General features: G+C 63.2%; 14 protein-coding genes, 1 tRNA gene and 2 pseudogenes. 9 read left to right on the forward strand and 8 right to left on the reverse strand.

Annotation, left to right across the window (positions count from 1 at the left end; translation table 11 throughout):
- Window positions 1–92: 92 nt before the first annotated feature.
- From P12x_RS05605 to P12x_RS05620, 4 genes are read left to right on the forward strand one after another with little or no spacing between them, the layout of a single operon-like run.
- Window positions 93–1,166, forward strand: coding sequence for a dipeptidase (locus P12x_RS05605; protein WP_435009913.1), 1,074 nt, complete (start codon window positions 93–95; stop codon window positions 1,164–1,166).
- Window positions 1,167–1,173: 7 nt separating this feature from the next.
- Window positions 1,174–2,901 carry an MFS transporter gene (locus tag P12x_RS05610; RefSeq protein ID WP_435009914.1) on the forward strand — a complete coding sequence of 576 codons (1,728 nt, stop codon included), beginning with the start codon at window positions 1,174–1,176 and terminating at the stop codon, window positions 2,899–2,901.
- A 10-nt stretch (window positions 2,902–2,911) separates the two neighbouring features.
- A complete protein-coding gene (locus tag P12x_RS05615) occupies window positions 2,912–3,658 on the forward strand; it encodes an IclR family transcriptional regulator (protein ID WP_435009915.1) in 747 nt (248 codons plus the stop codon).
- The gene (locus P12x_RS05620; RefSeq protein WP_435009916.1) at window positions 3,655–4,344 is read left to right on the forward strand and encodes an RraA family protein; all 690 of its coding nucleotides are present in this window, start codon (window positions 3,655–3,657) and stop codon (window positions 4,342–4,344) included. The genes P12x_RS05615 and P12x_RS05620 overlap by 4 nt, the downstream gene beginning before the upstream one ends.
- 74 nt (window positions 4,345–4,418) lie before the next feature.
- Here P12x_RS05620 and P12x_RS05625 read toward each other — a convergent pair whose 3' ends face one another.
- The 4 genes from P12x_RS05625 to P12x_RS05640 form a co-directional block, all read right to left on the reverse strand.
- Complete coding sequence (locus P12x_RS05625; RefSeq protein WP_435009917.1) at window positions 4,419–5,288, reverse strand: dienelactone hydrolase family protein; 870 nt, start codon at window positions 5,286–5,288, stop codon at window positions 4,419–4,421.
- Window positions 5,289–5,369: 81 nt separating this feature from the next.
- Window positions 5,370–6,578: an AAA family ATPase gene (locus tag P12x_RS05630; protein WP_435009918.1), complete on the reverse strand. Its 1,209-nt coding sequence runs from the start codon at window positions 6,576–6,578 to the stop codon at window positions 5,370–5,372.
- A 464-nt stretch (window positions 6,579–7,042) separates the two neighbouring features.
- Window positions 7,043–7,178: transfer RNA gene (locus P12x_RS05635), tRNA-OTHER, on the reverse strand.
- A 798-nt stretch (window positions 7,179–7,976) separates the two neighbouring features.
- Window positions 7,977–8,375: a hypothetical protein gene (locus P12x_RS05640; protein ID WP_435009919.1), complete on the reverse strand. Its 399-nt coding sequence runs from the start codon at window positions 8,373–8,375 to the stop codon at window positions 7,977–7,979.
- A 427-nt stretch (window positions 8,376–8,802) separates the two neighbouring features.
- Here P12x_RS05640 and hsdR point away from each other — a divergent pair, with 427 nt between their 5' ends.
- The 4 genes and pseudogenes from hsdR to P12x_RS05660 all read left to right on the forward strand — a co-directional run bounded on the left by hsdR (window position 8,803) and on the right by P12x_RS05660 (window position 15,347).
- Entirely contained in the window at window positions 8,803–11,244 is a 2,442-nt protein-coding gene (gene hsdR / locus P12x_RS05645) for an EcoAI/FtnUII family type I restriction enzme subunit R (RefSeq protein WP_435009920.1), read from the forward strand.
- Window positions 11,245–11,262: 18 nt separating this feature from the next.
- Window positions 11,263–12,720 (forward strand): annotated as a pseudogene (locus P12x_RS05650) (N-6 DNA methylase).
- A 44-nt stretch (window positions 12,721–12,764) separates the two neighbouring features.
- Window positions 12,765–14,255 carry a restriction endonuclease subunit S gene (locus tag P12x_RS05655; RefSeq protein ID WP_435011633.1) on the forward strand — a complete coding sequence of 497 codons (1,491 nt, stop codon included), beginning with the start codon at window positions 12,765–12,767 and terminating at the stop codon, window positions 14,253–14,255.
- Window positions 14,256–14,267: 12 nt separating this feature from the next.
- Window positions 14,268–15,347: pseudogene (locus P12x_RS05660) on the forward strand (nuclease).
- Window positions 15,348–15,391: 44 nt separating this feature from the next.
- Here P12x_RS05660 and P12x_RS05665 read toward each other — a convergent pair.
- The 4 genes from P12x_RS05665 to P12x_RS05680 form a co-directional block, all read right to left on the reverse strand.
- On the reverse strand, window positions 15,392–15,874 hold the full coding sequence (locus P12x_RS05665) for an IS66 family transposase (RefSeq protein ID WP_435009921.1): 483 nt from the start codon (window positions 15,872–15,874) through the stop codon (window positions 15,392–15,394).
- Window positions 15,871–16,065 carry a hypothetical protein gene (locus P12x_RS05670; RefSeq protein WP_435009922.1) on the reverse strand — a complete coding sequence of 65 codons (195 nt, stop codon included), beginning with the start codon at window positions 16,063–16,065 and terminating at the stop codon, window positions 15,871–15,873. The genes P12x_RS05665 and P12x_RS05670 overlap by 4 nt, the downstream gene beginning before the upstream one ends.
- Window positions 16,066–16,076: 11 nt before the next feature.
- Complete coding sequence (locus tag P12x_RS05675) at window positions 16,077–16,301, reverse strand: IS66 family transposase (RefSeq protein ID WP_435011634.1); 225 nt, start codon at window positions 16,299–16,301, stop codon at window positions 16,077–16,079.
- A gap of 266 nt (window positions 16,302–16,567) precedes the next feature.
- Window positions 16,568–16,960: a transposase gene (locus P12x_RS05680; protein ID WP_435009923.1), complete on the reverse strand. Its 393-nt coding sequence runs from the start codon at window positions 16,958–16,960 to the stop codon at window positions 16,568–16,570.
- Between the two features lie 502 nt (window positions 16,961–17,462).
- Here P12x_RS05680 and P12x_RS05685 point away from each other — a divergent pair.
- Window positions 17,463–18,458: a hypothetical protein gene (locus P12x_RS05685; RefSeq protein ID WP_435009924.1), complete on the forward strand. Its 996-nt coding sequence runs from the start codon at window positions 17,463–17,465 to the stop codon at window positions 18,456–18,458.
- The last annotated feature ends 51 nt before the right edge of the window (window positions 18,459–18,509 follow it).

The following is an 18,509-nucleotide window of genomic DNA, read 5'->3' on the forward strand; positions in this document are numbered from 1 at the left end:
AGTGCTTGCGTTTCAGAATACGGATCGCTAAATTCCACGTCAACAAGCGATATAATGGACCATGCCGACCGTCCGAGCCGCGAGCTTTTTCCATGCTGATCTTCGACGCCCATCTCGACCTTGGGCTGAATGCGGTCGACTGGAATCGCGACCTCCGGATGAGCGTCTCGGAGATCCGGGCGGCCGAGGCGACGCTCGGGATGACCGACCCGGGCCGGCGGACCAACACCGTCTCGTTTCCCGAGTTACGCAAGGCCGGCGTGGGCGTCGGGTTGGCGACCGTCCTGGCCCGGATCGAGCAGCCGATCAATCACCCGTTCGGCTATACCACGCCCGAAACCTGCTACGCCGTCGCGATGTCGCACCTGGCCTACTACCGGGCGATGGAACGATCTGGCGCGATGAAGATGATCCGCGATCGGGACGCTCTCGCCCGGCATGTCTCGGCGTATCAGGCCAACCCGGAGGGATCGCCGTTCGGATACATCCTGAGCATGGAGTGCGCCGACCCGGTCCTCGATCCCGACCAGATCGAGGAATGGTATGACCTGGGCCTCCGCGCCATCGGGATCACCCACTACGGGGCGAACCGGTATGGCGGGGGGACTCGCTCCGAGGTTGGCCTGGCCGTCGAGGCCTTGCCGCTCCTGGAGAACATCCAACGGCTGGGGATCGCCCTCGATATGACCCACCTTTCGGATCGCTCCTTCCGGCAGGTCGCCGACCGATTCGGGGGTCGAGTTCTGGCCAGTCACCAAAATGCCCGGAAGTTTTGCGACTGGCAGAGGCAGTTCTCCGATGAACAGATCCGATTCGTGGTCGAGCGCGACGGCGTGCTGGGCCTCGCACTCGACGCCATCATGCTCCAACCCGGCTGGGTCCGGGGCGAAACTCGGCCCGAGGTGACCCTGGAGCGAGGGATCGACAACATCGAGCACATCTGCCAGATCGCGGGCAACTGCCGGAACGTCGGGATCGGGAGCGACCTGGACGGGGGTTTCGGGAGCGAGCAGACCCCGGCCGATCTCGACACGATCGCCGACCTCCGGAAGCTCCCCGACCTCCTCCTGGCACGGAAGTTCTCCGATGCCGACGTGGCGGCGATCCTCCACGGCAACTGGCTTCGCTTCTTCTCCGAGGTCCTGCCCGCCAAAGAGGGGAGATGACGATCGAGTGACCGACCCGGACGAGCCGCCCGAATCGAGTGTTTCTTCCTCAACTCCGACCGGCGTCCGACACGCCGTGGTCGCGGTGACGGCCCTGGCTTCGATCCTGCTCTACCTCGATCGGGTCTGCATTTCCTTCGCGGGGACCTACATCCGGGAAGACCTGGGGCTGGGCCTCCAGGAGATGGGCTACGTCCTGGGGGCCTTCTTCTTCGCCTATGCACTCGCTCAAGTCCCCTCGGGGTGGCTGGGCGATCGGGTCGGCGCCCGGTCGATGATGACGGCTTATATCCTGGCCTGGTCGTTCTTCACGGCGAGCACGTCGCTGGCCTGGGGACTGGTCAGCTTGCTGGCCGCCCGATTGGCCTTCGGTGTGGCTCAGTCGGGAGCGTACCCGACGGCCGCCTCGCTCCTGGGCCGATGGGTCCCCGAGCGGAGCCGGGGGGTGGCCAACAGCCTCGTCGCGCTCGGTGGCCGCATCGGAGGCGCGACCGCCCCGCTCATCACCTCGCTCCTGCTGGTCGCCTTCACGACCTCTCCGACGGCTCCCAACCTCCAGGATCGCGACCTGCTCGATGCCCCCAAGCTGGCCCGCGAGATCCTCGGGACCGAGCCCAACCCGAGCCCGGCCCTGGTAACGAGACTCCGCGAGCGAGCGGGTCAACCCGCCCTCGGGGCCGCCGCCACGGTGGCGGATCGAGCGTCGTCGGAAGTTGCTCGGAAGGATGCCGTCTCGACCCTCGCCCGATGGCTCGACGTCCTGATCGCCGACCCTCGCTTAGTCGACGGGGTCGACCTCTCGGGCCTCTCCTTGCCTCGCGAGGCGCGGTCGATCCTGGGCAAGGGCCTGGAAGATCGGACTACCGAAGGGTCGAGGCGATTGAATCGCCTGGTTCTCGAGGCCGCTTTCCCCGGGGCGATCCGCCAGATGTATGGCAATGCCTGGCGTCCGGTCCTCCTGAGCTATGCTTTCCTCGGGATGCTGGTGGCGTTGGCCTACTGGCTGATCGTCCGCGACTGGCCCCACCTTCATCCGGGGTGCAATCAGGCCGAGGTGCGGTTAATCGAAGGGGAGAAGAAGGATCAGAGCGACAAGGATTCTGAACTGGCCATTCCCAATCCTGGTGGTGGGATTCCCTGGGGCCGGCTGGCGCGGAGCCGGAACCTTTCCCTGTCGTCGCTGGCCCAGTTCTGCATCAACCTGGGATGGGCGTTCCTGGTCACTCTTCTCCCCGCGTATCTGAACGAAACCTTCGCGGTCCCGATCGAGGAACGCGGTTTGATGTCGTCAATACCCTTGCTCCTGGGTTGTCTGGGGATGCTGGCCGGTGGTCGGGCGACCGACGTGCTGGCCCGACGCCTGGGCCTCCGATGGGGGCGGGCCTTACCCATCGGAGTCGCGCCGTTCGTCAGCGCGATCGCCTTCCTGAGCTGCCCCTTCATCCCGACCGCCTGGGGAGTCGTGGTTGCCTTGGTGGTCGTCGCGATGGCGATCGACTTTGCGGTGCCATCCACCTGGGCCCTGGTCCAGGATATCGGAGGCCGGGACGTCGGCTCGGCCCTGGGGTGGGGGAATATGTGGGGGAACTTCGGCGCGGCCCTCTCGCCGGTGGTCCTCGCGGCGGTTCGCGAATCCTTCGGCTGGTCGTCGGTCTTCGTGGCCTGTGCCGCCTCGTTCGCCGTCTCGGGGGTGGCCGGACTTCTGATCGACGCCAGAAAGCCACTCAGTCCCTGATCGGTCCACCATGGAATCGAGCCTGGTCATCAAGCTGTTCGGACTACTGGAGGCGACCGCGGGCCAGGCGGAGGGGCGATCCCTCGCCGATCTGGCGGCGGAGGTCGGCCTGACCAAACCGACCGCGCATCGGATCCTCAAGACCTTGTCCTCGCTCGGTTATATCGAGCGGACCCGCCCCGGTTACTACCGGCAGACCAATCGACTCCGGCGGGTGATCTCGGGCCAGGACGATCAGCGGCTGATCCATTGCTCCCAGCCCGCACTCCGAGAACTGCACCAGGTCACCCGCGAGACGATCAATCTGGGAGTGCTCCGGCAGGGGCGGATCGTCTACCTTTCCGTCCTGGAAAGCCCCGAGCCGCTCCGCCGGATCGTCAATCCGAACATGACCGACCCGTTCGCCTGCACGGCCTTGGGACGCGCGATCGTGGCCCATCTGCCCGAGGAACGTCGCGGATACCTGCTTCGTAATACGGTGCTCGAGAAGCGGACACCCTTCACGATCGTGGATCCGGTTGAGCTTCTCGCGCTGCTCGAGAATGTCCACCGATCCGGCTTTGCCATGGAGGAAAACGAGACGGACATCGGAGTCCTGTGCCTCGGCGCCCCGGTCTTCGACCGGGACGGAGTCGCCGGGGCCATCAGCATCACCTTGCCGACCGTCCGAGATACCGAGGATCGAAGGAAATCCTTCGTCGGCCTACTTCTCGGCACCGCCGAGGAAGTCACCGCAGCCCTCCGGAGCGAAGCGTGATCCATTCGAACACCGCCAGCTCGAACGCCTCCGATTCTCGAATCAGCCTGGCCATGATGCAGGCCGAGTTGAGCGTCGCCGTCGTCAGCGATGCCCTCGATCAGGAGGGCTATACCCGACAGGTGCCCACGGTGTCCCTCCGGCCCTTGACGACCGCTCGGCTCCTGGTCGGGCGGTGTCGGACGACCCTCTGGTCGGACCTGTTTCACCCCGACCCCCGGCCCTATGACCTGGAACTTCAGGCGGTCGACGCTTGCCGACCCGACGACGTCCTGATCGCCGCGGCGGGAGGCTCGATGCGTTCCGGGATCTGGGGTGAATTGCTCTCGACGGCGGCGCGGAACGCCGGATGCCTCGGCGCGATCGTCGACGGGGCGGTCCGCGATGTCGCTCGGATGACCGAGATGGGTTTCCCCGTCTATGCCCGAGGGACCAGCCCGCTCGATAGCAAGGATCGCCAGCGGGTCACCGATGTCGATGTCCCCGTCGAGATCGGAGGCGTCCGGATCGAGCCGGGAGACCTGATCTTCGCCGATCTGGATGGCCTGGTCGTCGTGCCGCAGGCGGTCGAATCGGCCGTGATCCGTCGGGCCTGGAACAAGGTGAAGGCCGAGGATCAGGTCCGGGAAGCCATCCACCGAGGGATGAAGGCGACCGAGGCTTACGAGACGTTCGGGATTCTCTGATTCGGACCGACGTTTTGAGCTTCCCCCGACCCTCTTCGCCGAGGAGGGTCGGGGAAGTCATGGCTCCTGGAGGATCAGACGACGCCGTTCTTCTTGAACCATTCGAGGCAACGCTTCCAGCCGTCCTCGGCCTTGTCCTTGCGGTAGCTCGGGCGGTAATCGGCGTGGAAGGCGTGTGGGGTGTCAGGATAGAGGATGATTTCGCCGGGCTTGCCGGCCGCCTTCAGGGCCGCCCGCATCTTCTCGACCGAGGCGACGGGGATCCCCTGGTCGGCCTCCCCGTAGAGTCCGAGGACGGGGGCCTTCAGCGATTCGACCAGGTCGATCGGATACTTCGGCTGCAGGTCATTCTCCTGCCCCGGGGTCTGGGCCAGCCGGCCGTACCAGGCGACTCCCGCCTTGAGGTTCGGATTGTGCGCGGCATAGAGCCAGACGATCCTTCCGCCCCAGCAGAAGCCGGTGACGCCCAGCTTCGCGGTATCGGCCTTGCCGGAGGCCTTGGCGAAGGCGACGGCGGCGTCGAGATCGGACATGACCTGGGCATCGGGGACCTTCGCGACGATCTTGAAGATCTCCTGGAAGTCGGTCAAGTTCGACACGTCTCCCTGTCGGGCGTACATCTCGGGAGCGATGGCGAAATACCCGAGCTTGGCGAACCTCCGGCAGACATCCTTGATGTGCTCGTGGACGCCGAAGATTTCCTGGACGACCAGGACGACCGGGAACGGGCCGCCCGTGGCGGGCATCGCCCGATATCCGGGGATCGAACCATCGGTCACCGGGATCTTGACCTCTCCGGCGATCAGCCCCTCGGCGTCGGTCGTGATCGTGTCGGCCTCGACGGGCTGGACCGCCAGGGCGAAACCGGCGGCCAGCGAAGTGACGACGAACTGCCGACGATTGAATTCGATCTTCGGAAGTAGGCTCAGAAGGTCCTCATGCATCGGTCGACTCCCTGTCCTTCCAGTCTCCCGACCCTCGCCGCGACGGTCGCGGTCGGTCGGGAACAACTGGTTGGCAAGTCATCATAATCGCCCGATAAGGTCACCGCGAGGGGCGGTCGATCGACGGAGTGGCAGCTTGGCCTTTCCCGGGGAAGAAGGCTGGGGGACGGCTCCTCCGGCTGCCGGCGTCTGGATCTGTTGAGCCAGCTTCACGAGGCTCTTGGAAATCCAGGATGACGGGGCGTCCAGGACCACCGGGACTCCGTGATTGGTCGCTCGATTGGTCGCTTTGGGGTCGTCGGGCAGAAGATGGAAGATCTTCGTGTTCAAGGCCTCCTCGGCCTTCGCCGGGGGGACTTCCTTGAACTGTCCCGAGCGATTGACCACCAGTCGGATCTTGTCCATCGGGATCCCAAGCCCGTCGAAGTGATCCAGGAACCGATTGACGTTCCTCAACGAAGTGAAATCGAGCCGGAAGACCACAAGGACCAGATCCGCCTGGCGGAGGATCTGGAGTTGCTCCGCGCGGACGTTGTGATCCATGTCCACCAGGACATAAGGAAACAAGGAACGTGCCATCCCCACGGAGCGGAGGACACCCTCGGGCGTCACCATCTCGATGTCCGCCAGGCTCTTGGGCGGGGAGAGGAGGCGAACTCCGCCGGGATGCTCGGCCAGTGCTCGCTCGAAGAAGACCTGGTCCAGTCGGTCGATGTTTCGACTCAGGTCGGCCAGGGAATGCGTGGGCTTCAGGTCGAGGAGCGAGGCCAGGTCGCCGGTCTCCAGCTTCAGGTCGACCAGTGCGGCCGACTTCTGCTCCTTGGCGATCAGGACTCCCAGATTGGCCGCGATCGTGCTCGAGCCCGCTCCCCCGTTCGGCCCGAGGATCGCTATGAGGCGACCCTCCGGCTTGTCCGCCACCCGGCGAAGTTGCCAGCTCGTCAGTGCCTCGATCAGTTCGACCTCCATGTCGTCCACGTCCACATAGTCGTCGACGATGCCCCGAAGGGCCCGGATCACCAGCTTGGTGTCGGCGGCCGGCCCGACGGCGATCACCAGGGGATGATGCTCCTGGGAGATCGATCCGATGATCTCCAGGGCCTCGACGCTCCGGATCGGGTCGAGCGGCAAGACGGCCACGATCAGCTGGGCCGGGTCGGAGTCCAGGCGAAGCTTGGCCTGATAGTATTCGATCAGCGACGATCGAGGGCAGTCGATCCCCTCCTTGATGAGTATTTGACGGGCGGCTCGCCCAATCTCGTCGTCGTCTGAGATCACGTAGGCTTGCATACGAACCACTTTCTCCCGGATGGGGAGGACACCTCGCGGATCTCCCCACCGACGGACCCGTACGGATTCCTTTCTGAGGCGGCTAATAAATCAGATAGCTCGCGTTTTGAACGTGTGGAGCTCGATTCTCCAGGCTTACCGCCGAGGATCTGGCCGTCTCTGCCGGGGAGTCTGATCGTGAGAGAAGCGACAGTTGCGCACGATCGAGCAGGACGCCTATCGCGTCCATATCGACGCGAGCTACTCGGAGCGAAGTTCACCGCTTTTGCCCTTGATCCCGGACGAGCATCGGCGTGATGGCGCGATTTTTCCGACGGATCAGCTCGATCCTGGGGAAGGTCCCGGCCTTTGCTGGTTGGGACGGCCGGCTTCGGCGAATGTGCAGGCCGTTCGACGCTTCGACCATCCGGTTCCCGGGAATGTGAAGGAGTCGGACGGCCCGCTTTGGTTTCTCTCGGAAGCGGAGGGGGAGGGATTCGAACCCCCGGGACCCTTGCGGGCCCTACGGTTTTCAAGACCGTCAATGCCCGCGACGCAAATCCCGATGCCGTAAAGGAAAGCGATCATATTGATGACGCTCCATCCCTTCCTCACCCCTTTGGGCCATTCGGCCTATCTCCCGAGTTGGCCGAAGTGATCGAATCCTGGCCCAACTTGTCCGGAGCAATCCGAGCTGGAATTCTGGCCATGATTCGCTCTGCCTCGGACGGCGAGGGCGGCCGTTGATGGCCGAAGTTCGTCGCCTAATGATTCGCTTCCACAAACTGGGAGCTGCGCTTCGGTCTCGATCGCCGCCGTCTGCCGATATGCATCCCGACACTCGACGTTCTTGCAAAATGGCCGCATGTCGGTCGATCTGGCGGGCCTGTTGGGATCAATCGTCCATCGAGGTGAAAAGGAACACCCGACGAGGCATGTAGTCAGCTGTCAGACGGCGCAGGAATTCGACCGACGCACCTACTTCGGAATGGCGAAGTCGAGCATGTGCCTCAAGGGCGGAACTTCTAGAAGTGGATTGCTCAGATTTTGAGCCTGTTAGCGGAGGCCGATTCTTTGAATCGCCTCGGCAAGAATCGATTTGGCTTAAGAGCTAGCGAGGAGTCGCCAGTCTTTCTGCCCGCGAGTGACCACCAGCCGCGAACAATGCAGCTTCGCCTTCGTGGCGATAAAGGGCTGGAGTCGAATTCTTGGTCCGGTTGGTCGAGGGGTTGACCCCTTCCCAAAGAACCCGGCCCCGACCGCGAGAGGCGGGGGGGGGATGACCCCCGCGCGAGAAGCTCAACCCTTACCTAAGTTGAGAACTCTCCCCCCTTACCCCCATCTTGAACGGCCTGCGGTTGGGTTATGTCGAAGATTAGCGATCGTTTCGAGTTTGCAAGACGTATGGATTGCGCGTCTTCATTGGGCCAACTCAAGCTCATTGAGCCGGCCGTCGAGGAGCGCTCGGTCCATGAGCTTTTTACCCCGGATGATCCCACGGTGTATCCTCTCGGGATTGGTCCCCAACGCTTGGGCGATCGATCGCCGAGGGAGCATGGTCGCCCGACGCAGTAGGTAGATCCTGACGTCCATGTCGTCGGGCCGGGCCGCCCGGCGGAAGCCCGCTAGTACCGTGACATTTGGGAAGAGCGCCACGACGTTCTCGATGGCGTCGAGCAATTCGTCGTCGAGGTTGATGCCGGTAGAAATTTCGCGCCTCGCCACGCGAGCCAATGCCTCGCGCTCACCGTACCAATCGGCCCGGCCAATTCTCTTGATCCGCTGCCAGTTCTTGCCGCTCGGGTCGCGACGTTGCATGGTCGGTTCCTGAGGTCCGATCGAACTAGGTGCCGTAGAGATCCGCCTCGCTCGAAAGGTGATAGCCGACTCGTATCAGACCTTCAGTCGAGCATCCGGCTTTACCGTCTCCCATTCTTATGATAGCTAAAAACGGGAAGCTAAGGTGTCACTTTTCGGCGGATCTCATTGCTAACGAATTGTCATTATTTGATATTGGTCGAGCCTACGAGAAATCATTCGGCAATCGGCATGAAGGGTCCAACTCGCCAAGCCCTGGCGTAGTCAACCCATCAGAGATTTGGTGCGAAATCGCAATCTATGGCACCGAAGCCAGGATGTGAGGAAGCCTCGGGCCTTTATTGTCGCTCGACGTTCGATTAGGATTCTCCTCTGAAATGATGGGTGGATGGCAAGTTGACTCCCGAATCAACACGATGCTCGGTCGATGAACAAGAAAGACCTTAGCGAACGCGACATCTGCACCAAGTACATCACCCCGGCTGTTGTGTCGGCGGGGTGGGACCTTACGTCGCAGATCCGTGAGGAGGTCAGCTTCACGAAGGGCCGAGTGATCGTTCGGGGGAAATTGGTCACTCGCGGTCAGTCCAAGCGGGCTGATTACATCCTGTACTTCAGGCCGAACGTCCCCCTCGCGATCATCGAGGCCAAGGACAACAACCATAGCGTCGGCGACGGCCTCCAGCAGGCTCTGGAGTATGGAGGGACCCTCAAGATCCCCTTCATATTCTCCTCAAACGGCGACGGCTTCGTCTTCCACGACGGAACCGGAACCGGCGAAGAGATGGAGTCGAACCTCACCCTCGCGGAGTTCCCCTCGCCGGCAACTCTCTGGGCCAAGTATTGCCATTGGAAGGGGTTAACGCCCGAAGCAGAGCAGGTCGTCCTCCAGGACTACTACGACGACGGCAGCGGCAAGGCCCCGCGATACTACCAGTGCAACGCGATCAACGCCGCGACCGAGGCCATCTCCAGGGGGCAGGATCGGATCCTGCTCGTGATGGCGACGGGCACGGGCAAGACGTACACCGCGTTCCAGATCATCTGGCGGCTCTGGAAGGCCGGTCGGAAGAAGCGGATCCTGTTCCTGGCCGACCGGAACGTATTGATCGACCAGACGATGGTGAACGACTTCCGGCCCTTTGGGGCGGCGATGGCGAAGCTCAGCACCAACTCGAAGACCATCGAGCGGGCCGACGGCATGCCCGTCGATCTCCCCCTGGCCCTGGACAAGAAGCGGCGCATCGACACCGCCTACGAGATTTACCTGGGGCTCTATCAGGCCATCACCGGGCCCGATGAGCGGCAAAAGCTCTTCCGCGAGTTTTCGCCGGGGTTCTTCGACCTCATCGTGATCGACGAGTGCCACCGGGGCAGCGCGGCCGAGGACTCCGCCTGGCGGGAGATCCTCCAGTACTTCTCCGCCGCCACCCAGATCGGCCTCACCGCGACTCCCAAGGAGACGAAGTACATATCGAACATCGATTACTTCGGCGAGCCGGTCTACACCTACTCGCTCCGCCAGGGCATCCGCGACGGGTTCCTCGCCCCCTACAAGGTCATCAAGGTCCACATCGACGTGGACGTCTCGGGCTACCGACCGGAGAAAGGGAAGGTGGACCGCGATGGGGTCGAGGTCGAGGACCGGATTTACAACCAGAAGGACTTCGACCGGACCCTCGTTATCGACAACCGGACCAAGCTCGTTGCCAGGAAGGTTTCCGAGTTCCTCCGCGAGAGCGGCGACCGGTTCCAGAAGTCGATCATCTTCTGTGTCGACCAGGAGCACGCCGCCCGAATGAGGCAGGCCCTCGTCAACGAGAACAAGGATCTGTACGGCGACAACAGCCGATACGTCATGAGGATCACCGGCGGCGACGCGGACGGTTGCGCCCAGCTCGACAACTTCATCGACCCCGAGTCGAAGTATCCGGTCCTGGTCACGACCTCGCGGCTGCTCTCGACCGGCGTGGACGCCCAGACCTGTCGGCTGATCGTCCTCGACCGCCCCGTCGAGTCGATGACCGAATTCAAGCAGATCGTTGGCCGAGGCACTCGGATCCACGAGGATACCAAGAAGTTCTTCTTCACACTGATCGACTTCCGGGGGGCAACCAACCACTTCGCCGATCCCGACTTCGATGGCGAGCCCGTCCAGATCTACGAGCCCGGCGAGGACGACCCCGTCGCCCCTCCCGATGACCTGCCGACCACGGATGATGAGGGCGACCCCCTCGACCCCGTCCCCGGGGAAGGCGAGGTGGTGGTCGACGACCCGACGCCCGACGTCTCCATCCGGCCCGGTGGCGGGGGCTGGCGCAAGGTCTACGTCGATGGCGTCCGGGCCAACATCGTCGCCGAGCGGGTCGAGTATCTCGACGAGGACGGGAAGCTCGTCACCGTGAGCTTGAAGGACTTCACCAAGAAGGCGATCTTGAAGCGTTACAAGAGCCTGGATGCCTTCCTTTCCCGCTGGAACGCCCCCGGTCGGAAGCAGGCCGTGCTTGACGAGCTGGCTCGCGCGGAGATCCCGCTTGACGCCGTCGCCGAGGAATTGGGGACTGGCCTCGACCCCTTCGACCTGATTTGCCATATTGCCTTCGACCGACCGCCACTGACCCGGCGCGAACGGGCCGAGAACGTCCTCAAACGCGACGTCTTCACCCAGTATGGTCCCCAGGCCCGCGCCGTGCTCGAAGCCCTGCTCCAGAAGTATCAGGACGGGGACTTCGCCGGGCTCGACGACCCGCGTATCCTCCAGGTCGCCCCGTTTGATACCATGGGCACCCCGATCCAGCTCATCCGCGAGTTTGGCTCCCGCTCCGAGTTCGAGCAGGCCGTCCATTCGATGCAAGCCGCCCTGTATTAAGAGACCGTCGAGACATCCATGTCCGCCCGCACCATCGTTAAGTCGATCCAGAAAATCATGCGTCAGGATGTTGGTGTCGATGGCGACGCCCAGCGCATCTCGCAGCTTTGCTGGATGTTCTTCCTCAAGATCATCGATGACCAGGACCAGCAGTTCGAGATGATGGACCCGGCCTACCGCTCGCCGATCCCCGAGCCCTTGCGGTGGAACGCCTGGGCCGCGAACCCCGAGGGGATGACCGGCGAAGATCTGCTCGCGTTCGTCAACGGCAAGCTCTTCCCCCAGCTCAAGGCGCTCGCCCCGTCGGGGACCGGCCAGGCGGACCGGCGCCGCGTGGTCCGCTCGGTCTTCGAGGACGCCTACAACTACATGAAGTCCGGCCAGCTCATGCGGCAGGTGGTCAACAAGATCACCGGGGTCGACTTCAACAACCTGGCCGAGCGGCAGCACTTCGGCGACATCTACGAGCAGATCCTCAACGATCTCCAGAACGCCGGCAACGCGGGCGAGTATTACACGCCCCGGGCCGTCACCGCGTTCATGGTCGATCGCATCGCCCCGAAGCCCGGCGAGATCCTCCTTGACCCCGCCTGCGGCACGGGCGGCTTCCTGACCTGCGCCATCCGCCACATGCGGACGAACTACGTCAAGGGCGTGGAGGACGAGCGGACCATGCAGGCCAGCCTCCGCGCCGTGGAGAAGAAGCCGCTGCCGCACATGCTCTGCGTTACGAATATGCTGCTCCACAACATCGAGGACCCCGGCTTCGTCCGCCACGACAACACCCTGGCCCGACCCTACATCAGCTACACCGCCGCCGACCGCGTGGACGTGGTCGTCTCCAATCCCCCGTTCGGCGGGCTTGAGGAAGACGGCATCGAGACCAACTTTCCCAAGTCGTTCCAGACCCGCTAGACGGCCGACCTGTTCCTCACACTGATTATCCGCCTGCTCAAGCCGGGCGGGCGAGCCGCCGTGGTCCTGCCCGACGGCACCCTATTCGGCGAGGGCATCAAGACCCGGCTCAAGGAACATCTGCTGACGGAGTGCAACCTCCACACGGTCGTCCGCCTGCCCAACAGCGTCTTCAAGCCCTACGCCAGCATCGGCACCAACATCCTGTTCTTCGAGAAGGGGGAGCCGACCCGGGAGACCTGGTTCTACGAGCACCGCGTCCCCGCGGGGCAAAAAGCCTACTCGATGACCAAACCAATCCGCGTTGAGCATCTCCAGCCCTGCGTCGACTGGTGGGGTGGTGCGGAGCGGCAGGGCAGGGTGGAGACCGAGGTCGCCTGGCGCGTGTCCGCCGACGCGGTGCAGGAGCGGGGCTACAACCTCGACTTCAAGAACCCCCACACCGTCGCCGACGACCACGGTGACCCCGAGGAGTTGCTAGACCGGCTCAACGAGGCGGAGGCGGAAGTCGCCAACCTCCGCGATCAGCTCAAGGCCATCTTGGAAGAGGCGTTGCTTTAATGAGCGCCGAGCAACTTCTCGCCAACTTCGATCGGCTTGCCGGAATGCCGGACGCCATTCCAACACTACAGCAGTACATATTAGATAGCGCCGTTCGAGGGAGACTGAGCCCTGGTACCGAATGGCCAAAGCAAACCCAACCCCTCCGCGACTTTGCTAACCTCCAGAACGGCTATGCTTTCAAAAGCGATTGGTTCGCATCAAAAGGTGTAAGATTGCTACGAAACGCAAACGTTGGACATGGAGTACTTGCCTGGGACGATTTGGTTTGCCTTCCAAGCGAGAGAGTTAGCGAGTTTGAGCGTTTTAATTTGGACGCAGGGGATATCGTTCTGTCTCTCGACCGACCCTTCATCGCAACCGGTACCAAAGTGGCTTGGGTCCGACAGCGAGATTTACCTTGCCTACTGCTTCAACGGGTTGGCAGATTTCGATTCGATCCGAAGCTTCTCTTGCCCGACTACCTTTATATGTGGCTTCGATCTTCCCTTTTCAATGACCAGATAGATCCGGGTAGGAGCAATGGAGTACCGCATATCTCGTCGAAGCAAGTCGAGGAGGCCCTGATTCAGATTCCCGGGGTCGACGAGCAACGACGATTAGTTAAAACCGTTGAGAAGCTAACCGCGGCCTGCGACCAACTAGGTTCGGCTCAAGAGAAACGTGAGCGGCGGCGGGATCGGCTGGCGGCGGCGTCGCTCCATCGCTTGAACCAGCCCACCGCTGCCGCCTCCATGTTCCGCGAGCATGCCCGCTTTCACCTTCGACACCTCCCCTACCTCACAGCCCGGTCTGAGCAAATCACCCAACTTCGCCAGACGATCCTCAATATTGCCGTCCAAGGCCGGCTCCTCTCACAAAATCTGGATGACCAACCCGCGCCGTACTTTGGAATCAAAGATTGCGAGCAACGGGACGATCGATTGGACCTGAGCCTCCCCACCGGCTGGAGTTGGGCGCGGGTCGAGAATGTCGCTGAAGCTCGGCTGGGGAAGATGCTAGACAAGGCCAAGAATGCGGGCCAACACGTCCGCTATCTTCGTAATACAAATGTGCATTGGTTTGAAATTCGGATGGACGGCTGGAAGGAAATGCAGGTCGAGCCCGGAGAGGTCGAAAAATTCGCGCTCAGGTCCGGCGACGTGTTGATCTGCGAGGGAGGACACGGGATAGGGAGGACCGCCATTTGGGAGGGAGATGAACCCGATATCATCTTCCAGAAAGCATTGCACCGGGTCCGCCCCGGCTCTGCGTTGAACGGCAAGTTCTTCGCATTCTGCATGTCAGTCTACTTCCATTCCGGCATCCTCCAAAGGTACTTCACCGGAGTCGGTATTCCTCACTTCACCGGCGTGGCCCTCTCGAAACTCGTGTTCCCCCTGCCTCCGCTCTCGGAACAAAAACGCATCGTTGCCAAGGTCGACGAACTCTTCAGCATCTGCAATCGACTTGAGGCGCAGCTCACCACCGCCCAAAACGAAGGCCGCTGCCTCCTCGAAGCCGTCCTGCACCAGGCTCTCCACACCGCCAACTGACAACGGCCCATCATGCCCATCCGCCACGCCACCTGGAAGGTCGCCCCCCAGCCCGAGCGTCTCGCCGAGTCGTCGCTCCTGAGCGAGCAGCTCTTGGAGGACATGATCGTCTCCGCCCCGCAGATGTTCTCCGACGAGTGGATGCTGATCGGGCGACAGGAGGACACCGGCTTCGGGGGCCGCATCGACCTGCTGGCGGTCGCCCCGGACGGCTCGCTGGTCCTGATCGATCTGAAGCGCGACCGGACACCGCGCGAGGTGGTGGCCCAGGCGCTGGACTACGCGAGCTGGGTCGAGGGCCTCCGGGCTGACGAGATCGCCGCCATCTACGGCCGGTTCGCGCCCAACCGAAGCCTCGCCGAGGATTTCCGGGGGCGCTTCGGGCAGGATCTCGCCGAGGATTCGCTCAACCTGAGCCACGAGATCATCATCGTGGCTGCATCCCTCGACGAGAGCACCGAGCGGATCGTCGCCTACCTCAGCGCCCGTGACATCGCGATCAACGTCCTGTTCTTCCAGGTCTTCTCGAACGGCCCGGATCAACTGCTCAGCCGAGCCTAGCTCCTCGACCCGGTCCGGACCCAGGTCAACGCCGCCGCCACGCCCGAGGGGCCGAACGAGCCCTGGAACGGCGAGTTCTACGCCTCCTTTGGCCACGGCCCTTCCCGTTCCTGGGAGGACGGGGTGGAATACGGATTCCTCAGCGCCGGCGGAGGGGCCTGGTACAGCAAGACCCTCCAGCTCCTCGGACCCGGGGATCGGATCTGGGTGAAGGTGCCCAATGCCGGCTTCGTCGGGGTCGGCCGGGTGACGGGACGGGTCCAACCAGCCAGCGATTTCAAGGTCCAGACACCCCAGGGCGAGGTCCCGGTGCTCGACATTGCCAACAAGGGCGACTACCACCGGGAATTCGTCGACGACCCCATCCGCTGCGAGTACTTCGTGCCCGTCCAGTGGCTCCAGACGGTCCCCATCCCGGCCGCCATCTCCGAGATCGGCCTGTTCGGTAACCAGAACACCGTCTGCAAGCCTACGGCCCCCAAGTGGCGCCACACCGTGGACCGGCTGAAGGAGAGATTTCCCGAATTGTAACCGTTCACGGCCGTTGCCGGGTGTGACATTGATCGCCCCCCTGGTCAGGCAAGCAGCGGCGGGGCGTACTTGCCGTTGAGCCTCGCCCGCAGGCAGCCCTCCAGGAGGCCCAGTACCCTCTGGCCCCGTTGCCGGCAGGTCTCCACCACCGTGAGCATCCGCTCCACGAACCGGCTGCCCGACTCCGAGTCCGTCCCGAAGCTGGTCCTCCGCCAGCTCACACCGTGCCGCAACGTCCGCTCCGACGCGTTGTTGTGCGGCGGCACACCCTCCGCCGTTGCGAACCGCCACAAGGCCGCCTCGACCTTCAGCAACCGACGGCAGACCTTGGCCGTCCAACTGCACGAGCAGGTCGCACCCGCCTCCAGGTGCAGGCGGACCACCGGTTTCAGCCCGGCCACATACGACCGGAGCGTGGGGCGTAGCACCGAACCCGCCTCGTGCCTCCGCCACCAGGCAAAGACGAACCGCGACGACCGCAGCAGCTTGGCCCCGACCTCCTGGCCGCCGGTCCCGCGGTCGATCATCGACTGGAAATCCCGGCGAAGATGCGACCAACAAGTTTGTCGATCCGGGCCTTGGCATAGGTCGAGTAACGGTCGCAGGTCAACACCGGCGTGATCGGCTCGCCGACCAGGGCGTGCAACGCCTCGGCCCCCGCGTCGCGGCGATCCGGAACGCGGTGGCACCGGCGGTGACCGCCGCCCACAGCCAGCAACGCTTGCCGGCCTACTTCCAGGAGGTCTCATCGACGCCGGCGGCCGGGGCGGCCTTGACGTGATCGAAGATCGTCCGGGCCGGCTCGGCCAGGGCCTCGGCGCAGGCCCGCTCGGCCTTGCAGATCATCCAGGTCGAGATTGAGATGCCGAGCAGGTCGGCCAGCATCGCCACGACCCGCCGCTTGCTCAGGCGATAGGCCCCGCCGAGCAGGGCGATGGTCGCCTGGAGCCGCAGGCCGAACGACCCGCGGGGCTACCGTCGGGAGGATCTTGGCCTCTCAGGAAGTGCCGCCCCCAGAGGTTGCGGAGCACTTGCACCTTCGGCAACTCGCGGAGACCCGCGGCGACACCGGGTTCCTCCAGCCGATCTAGGACGAGGAATCCGTCCTCGCCGACGGCGCGGGCTTAGGCCTGACGCTGCGGCTCGGTATGGGGCAGGCGGCTGTCTTCGATGCGTCGGCCGTAACGCTCGAGCGAGGCCGCGGGCGTCAGTGCACGCAGCTACTCCGGCGACGCCACGGCCAGTTCGTTGAGAGCCGCACGAATTGACTCGGCCAACAGTTCCAGCCGTTTCATCAAACGCACGCAGGCCAGTACATGCGTCGCGTCGGTACGCTGCTTGCCCCGGGCCTTGAGCAACCCCATCGCCCTGCAGCGATCGAGCAGCGTCGCGAGCAACAGTTCCGAGGCATCCCCGGCGAGGAGTCGGGAGCAGAATTCGCTGAGCACCGAAAGGTCGAACCCGTGATCGTCGAGCTTCAGACCGAGCAGGTACTTCCAGTCGATCCGAGCGCGGAGGGCTTCGGCCGCTTGGCGATCGGAGAGGAACTCGCGGAATTGGAGGACGGTGACCAGTGCGAGTCGCCAGGGGCCAGTGCCGACTTGCCACGGCATGGGAAGAGGTCGGCGAAGTCGCCGTCGCTAAAGATCGTGCCGAACTCGTCAAGCAATCGGAGGTACGGGTTCCCCTTGGGAAACGAGGCGGTCGCGACTCGGGCGGTCATCCCTGGGACGGGCTCGATCGGCGTCGGTTGGAGTGACATGAGTTCCCTCCGGCATCGGTGTCCATCCCGGGAGGTTAACGGCCCAAGGCGCTGAAGGGGAGGTGGCAGAGCAGGTTGCATCGTCACGAATTCGCCAACAGTGTCCTGTAGATTTAAGATCACCCGATGCTTGGCCGAAAGAGTATCAGGTCGCGACGAATGTAGGATCCTGGCTTGTTCCTCCGGGATACATGCGCGACGAATACACTGACGAGTGTGGCCCATCTAGTTCTGGAGGAACGATGAGTGTTCCGCGATTCGCTCCCCGACGCCATCTCGCAACGATGTGTTGCCGTCTCTTCCCCAAGAGATCAAGTCGGGGAGGAAGGCTTCTCCGCCCGCGTCTCGACACGATGGAAGGCCGCTCCCTCCTCAATGCCCACTTCCCGTTCAAGTCGCTTGAATCCATCAGCGAATTCTCGGGTAGCGTCGGCAAGCCGGTCGACGTATCGGGCATCCTGCGGTTCTCCGGGGACGACGAGTCGAACAGCTATACGGCCCGGGGGCCCAGCTATACTGCGAAGATCGACTGGGGCGACAAATCCTATGAGGCGGCCAAGGTCACCACAATCTCGAACGGGTGGACCTGGATCAATGACTGGCTTCGCCACACAGATCCGGCTGAATTCCTCGTCTCGGGATCGCATACATATCAGGCTCCCGGCAAGTATCAGGTGGTCGGCGAGGCGATAGAGAGCGGCGGCAGCGAGCTACCGAGCGGCGGGACGATATCGTTCGCGGCCACGGTGACGATCACAGGGGGTTCAACGACTCCGGCTCCCACGCCGGAACCGGCACCTCCCAATCCCAACCCCGAGCCCCCGAAACCTGAACCCCAGCCCAACCCCGAGCCCCCGAAACCCGAACCCCAGCCCAACCCCGAGGCCCCGAAACCCGAACCCCAGCCCAATCCCGAGCCCCCGAAACCCGAACCCCAGCCCAATCCCGAGCCCCCGAAACCCGAACCTCCCACTCCGGCTCCGGAATTCAACGTCGAGGATGCCGTTGCCCACCTGAATAGCAACGCCAACAAGAAGTCGAGCGGGAAATGTGCGAAGTATGTCAGGGAGGCAATAGAGGCTGGGGGGATCAACTTAGAACGTCATCGTCACGCCAAGGATTATGACAGCAGCCTTGAGGATGCGGGATTTGAACCCGTCACGCGCGATAGCAACTACCAACCCCAAGCCGGTGACGTCGCCGTCTTCGAGGGGAACAAGCAGCACCCATCAGGTCATATTCAAATGTATAATGGGGATAAGTGGGTCTCCGACTTCGAGCAGAAAAACTACTCGCCGTACAGAAAAAAGAATACCACGCCCGATTCAACTGTTTACCGGCACCCTTGATGGTGGTTGTCAACGAGGTAAAAATCGAAACACCACCGGCGGGTTACCCGC

This window comes from Tundrisphaera lichenicola, from assembly GCF_051175385.1.
Classification (GTDB): Bacteria; Planctomycetota; Planctomycetia; order Isosphaerales; family Isosphaeraceae; genus Tundrisphaera; species Tundrisphaera lichenicola.